This is a genomic window from Halopelagius inordinatus (assembly GCF_900113245.1).
In the GTDB taxonomy this organism is placed as follows: Archaea; Halobacteriota; Halobacteria; order Halobacteriales; family Haloferacaceae; genus Halopelagius; species Halopelagius inordinatus.
Genome location: NZ_FOOQ01000014.1, coordinates 1 through 4,658, shown reverse-complemented (window position 1 = coordinate 4,658; position 4,658 = coordinate 1). Strand labels below are relative to the sequence as shown.

The following is a 4,658-nucleotide window of genomic DNA, read 5'->3' as shown; positions in this document are numbered from 1 at the left end:
GTACGTGCAATCCAGTTAACGCCTGAACCCGTTTCATCGGAATATGGTGGGTCCGATGCAGTATGAGTATGGCTTGGTCTGTTAGTGCTTGCGGGCTAAACGCCTCGTTGCCTCGGCGCGTACACCCCAAGTCTATCGAACTCGTCTTCTACGAGTGACCTCTATGGTATCTCTTTTTCATGTGGGTTTCGAGCTTAGATGCGTTCAGCTCTTACCCCGTGTCGCGTAGCTGCCCGGCAACTGCCCTCTCGGACAACCGGTACACCAGCGGCGACCAATCGTAGTTCCTCTCGTACTATACGATCGTTCACGTCAGATACCTTGACACCCCCAATAGATAGCAGCCGACCTGTCTCACGACGGTCTAAACCCAGCTCACGACCTCCTTTAATAGGCGAACAACCTCACCCTTGCCTGCTTCTGCACAGGCAGGATGGAGGGAACCGACATCGAGGTAGCAAGCCACCGGGTCGATATGTGCTCTTGCCGGTGACGACTCTGTTATCCCTAAGGTAGCTTTTCTGTCATCCACAGGTCCCATTGAGGAACCTTGTGGGTTCGCTAGACCACGCTTTCGCGTCAGCGATACTCGTTGGGAATATCACTGTCAGACTTCCGTGTGCTCTTGCGCTCTTCCACGGGTTTCCGACCCGCGTGAGGAAATCTTTGGGCGCGCTCGATATCTTTTCGAGCGCGTACCGCCCCAGTCAAACTGCCCGGCTACCGGTGTTCTCCTCCCGGAGTGAGAGTCGCAGTCGCCGACGGGTAGTATTTCAATGGTGCCTCGGTGGCCCGCTAGCGCGGGTACCTGTGTGACGGCTCCTACCTATGCTGCACATCGGAGACCACGTCTCAGCGACAGCCTGCAGTAAAGCTCTATAGGGTCTTCGCTTCCCCTTGGGGGACTCCAGACTCCGCACTGGAACGTACAGTTCACCGGGCCCAACGTTGGGACAGCGACGCTCTCATTGATCCATTCATGCAAGCCGCTACTGAAGCGGCAAGGTACTACGCTACCTTAAGAGGGTCATAGTTACCCCCGCCGTTGACGGGTCCTTCTTCCTCTTGTACGAGGCGTTCAGATACCCGCACTGGGCAGGATTCAGTGACCGTACGAGTCCTTGCGGATTTGCGGTCACCTGTGTTGTTACTAGACAGTTGGAGCGTCCGAGTCACTGCGACCTGCTTGGTCAAAAGCAGGCATCCCTTATCGCGAACTTACGGGACTAATTTGCCGAATTCCCTAACGTCGGTTGATCCCGACAGGCCTTGGCTTTCTCCGCCTGAGCACCTGTGTCGGATCTCGGTACGAGTACCATGCTCGTCTTTTCACGGGCTCTAGGTACCATCGACTTTCGCTATCTCGCGCTTCGTTCGCTTCGTGCCGTTACGGCATCCACGAATTTCCGCGATTCGACCGGGCGAAAGCCCGGCTCGATGTTTCCCAAAGCGTCGACTTTCAACGCATGGTAGCACTGGAATATTAACCAGTTTCCCTTTTGTCTTGCTCGAATTACGACAAGACTTAGGATCGGCTAACCCTCGGCTGAGTGGCAGTGCCGAGGAACCCTTGCTCTTGAGGCCGTCGGGGTTCACACCCGACTATCGCTGCTACTGTGACCAGGATTTTCGTTACTGAACGGTCCACACGAGTTCTCACCCATGCTTCCACCCATTCAGAATGCCAGCCTACTAGGTCAGACATTAATGTCTGCTGCTAGGTCTCGGTGGTGGATTTGAGCCCCGATCATTTTCGGCGCCCCGAACCTCGGCCGGTAAGCTGTTACGCTTTTCTTAGAGGGTAGCTGCTTCTAAGCTCACCTCCCGGCTGTTTAGGGCTCGGGACAACCTTCGGTCGCACTTAATCCACACTTGGGGACCTTAACCCAGCTCTGGGTTGTCTCCCTCACGGACCACAAGCTTACCCCGCAGTCCGGACTCCCAGCTTCGACGGCGTGTGTAAGTTCGGAGTTCGACAGAAAGGCCGACTCCTCTCGGAGGCGGGTCTTTCAATCGGTCGCTCTACCTCACACACTACCTCTGCTGAGGTCATGCTTCGACATGTTTCGGCTGGAACCAGCTGTTGCCGAGTTCGATGGGCCTTTCACCCCTACGCACGGGTCACGGGAGGGTATTGTAGGACACCAACCCTAACGGACTTCCACGCACCTTTCGGCACGCTTCATCCTGCCCCCGCGTAGATCACTCGGTTTCGGGTGGCACCCGATTGACTCCCCGCCTTTGAGGACGGCGGCCCTCGCGCAAAGCGCTGCGGCCATGTCGGTTTCCCTGCGCCTTCCCGGATAATCCGGTTAGACTTGCCAATCAAGTGCACTCCCTGGTTCGTTTTTCAAAACGTACGACAGAACATCGGCTTCCTTCGATTTCTACTGGTGGGTCGCCCCACGGTCGTTTTTCGAAGGACCTTGTATGCCCTGTCGCTCTATCGCCAACTGATTTCAGGCCCTATTGCACCGCCCTTGACGGGGTGCTTTTCAGCGTTCGCTCACGCTACTTGTTCGCTATCGGTCTCGAGGAGTGTTTAGTCTTCGCAGTCGATGCCTGCGGGATTCACAAGGGATATCCAACCCCTGCTACTCTGGAACAACCTCGGGCTTTCGCGACGACGGTACGGGGCTGTCACCCTGTATCGCGCTCCGTTCCAGGAGACTTCTCGTCGTGTTGAAAGCCGTTATAGGATGTCCGTACACCACATTTCCTTGCGGATTCGGTTTGGACTGTGTCGCGTTCACTCGCCGTTAGTAACGACATCGCGGATTGCTTTCTGTTCCTGCTCCTACTAAGATGTTTCAATTCGGAGCGTTCCCCATTGCGCACAGCAATTGCGGTGGAGATTCTCATTCGGAAATCCTCAGTTCTTCCCCTCCATGCGGGTCCCTGAGGCTTATCGCAGCTTGGCACGTCCTTCGTCGGCTCTCGAGCCGAGCCATTCACCAGCTGGCACAGTAGCCAGTTGTGTTTCGGACGTCCACTATCCCGATGAAACGGGTTCAGTGGGCGTCTGGATTGCACGTACATACGGTCGTCATCGAACGTCCCGGTGTCTTTCCGGGAGCGTCCGTCGAACCCTTCCTATCCGCGCTTTCGCGGGATAGTGCATCAGTTCTTTCGGGATTAACACTCAATTCGTGCCCACACTTAAGGGGCACGATTCGAGGCTAACCCAGAGATGGACCCACGGGGATTCGAACCCCGGGCATCCTCCTTGCAAAGGAGGCACTCTACCGCTGAGCTATGGGCCCAGTTAGCCTTGGTAGTTCTAAGGTGCCCGTTCGGCGAATGTCGAATGGTCCACGTGGACCGAGCAGGTGGGTCAGGCGCGACGGCCTGATCCCGTACGTTAGGAGGTGATCCAGCCGCAGATTCCCCTACGGCTACCTTGTTACGACTTAAGCCCCCTTGCGAAGCCCAGATTCGACCATCTTGCGATGGCCTCATCCGGACCTCACTCGGGTGCTTTGACGGGCGGTGTGTGCAAGGAGCAGGGACGTATTCACCGCACTCTTGTGAAGTGCGATTACTACCGAATCCAGCTTCATGAGGGCGAGTTTCAGCCCTCAATCCGAACTACGACCGAGTTTAGGAGATTAACGTCCTCTTTCGAGGTAGTAACCCATTGTCTCGACCATTGTAGCCCGCGTGTAGCCCAGCCCATTCGGGGCATACTGACCTACCGTTGCCCGTTCCTTCCTCCGCTTTGGCAGCGGCAGTCCTCTTAATGTACCCAACCAGTCGAAACTGTTGCTGGCAATTAAGAGTGCGGGTCTCGCTCGTTGCCTGACTTAACAGGACGCCTCACGGTACGAGCTGACGGCGGCCATGCACCTCCTCTCTACAGCTCGTGGCTAGGTCATCAACCTGACCGTCATTACTGTAGTCGGGGCTGGTGAGATGTCCGGCGTTGAGTCCAATTAAACCGCAGGCTCCTCCGGTTGTAGTGCTCCCCCGCCAATTCCTTTAAGTTTCATCCTTGCGGACGTACTTCCCAGGCGGTTCGCTTCTCGGCTTCCCTACGGCACAGCACAGGCTCGTAGCCTGTGCCACACCTAGCGAACATCGTTTACAGCTAGGACTACCCGGGTATCTAATCCGGTTCGAGACCCTAGCTTTCGTCCCTCACTGTCGGATCCGTCTTCTCGAGGTGCTTTCGCCATCGGTGGTCCGTCCAGGATTACGGGATTTCACTCCTACCCCAGACGTACCCCTCGAGCCTTCCGGTCCCAAGCCAAGGAGTTTCCGCCGGACGCCCATCCGTTGAGCGGATGGATTTCCCGACAGACTTGCTTGGCCAGCTACGGACGCTTTAGGCCCAATAAAATCGGTCATCACTTGAGCTGCCGGTATTACCGCGGCGGCTGGCACCGGTCTTGCCCAGCTCTTATTCCTGTACCTTCCTACGGTACAGAAAAGCGAGGACTATATGCCCTCGCATTCGGAGTCCCCTTATCGCACTTGCGTGCAGTGTAAAGGTTTCGCGCCTGCTGCGCCCCGTAGGGCCCGGAATCTTGTCTCAGATTCCGTCTCCGGGCTCTTGCTCTCACAACCCGTACCGATTATCGGCACGGTGGGCCGTTACCCCACCGTCTACCTAATCGACCGCAGCCGCATCCTACAGCGTCGGAACGTTTCCAGTTCCC

Annotated in this window: 1 tRNA gene and 2 rRNA genes; all 3 read right to left on the bottom strand. The window is 56.5% G+C overall.

Going from position 1 to position 4,658, the window contains the following annotated elements:
* Positions 1–63: 63 nt before the first annotated feature.
* Positions 64–2,979 (bottom strand): 23S ribosomal RNA (locus tag BM167_RS18035).
* 212 nt (positions 2,980–3,191) lie between these two features.
* Positions 3,192–3,263 (bottom strand) — tRNA-Ala (locus tag BM167_RS18030).
* 100 nt (positions 3,264–3,363) lie between these two features.
* A 16S ribosomal RNA gene (locus BM167_RS18025) occupies positions 3,364–4,658 on the bottom strand; the annotation flags it as partial.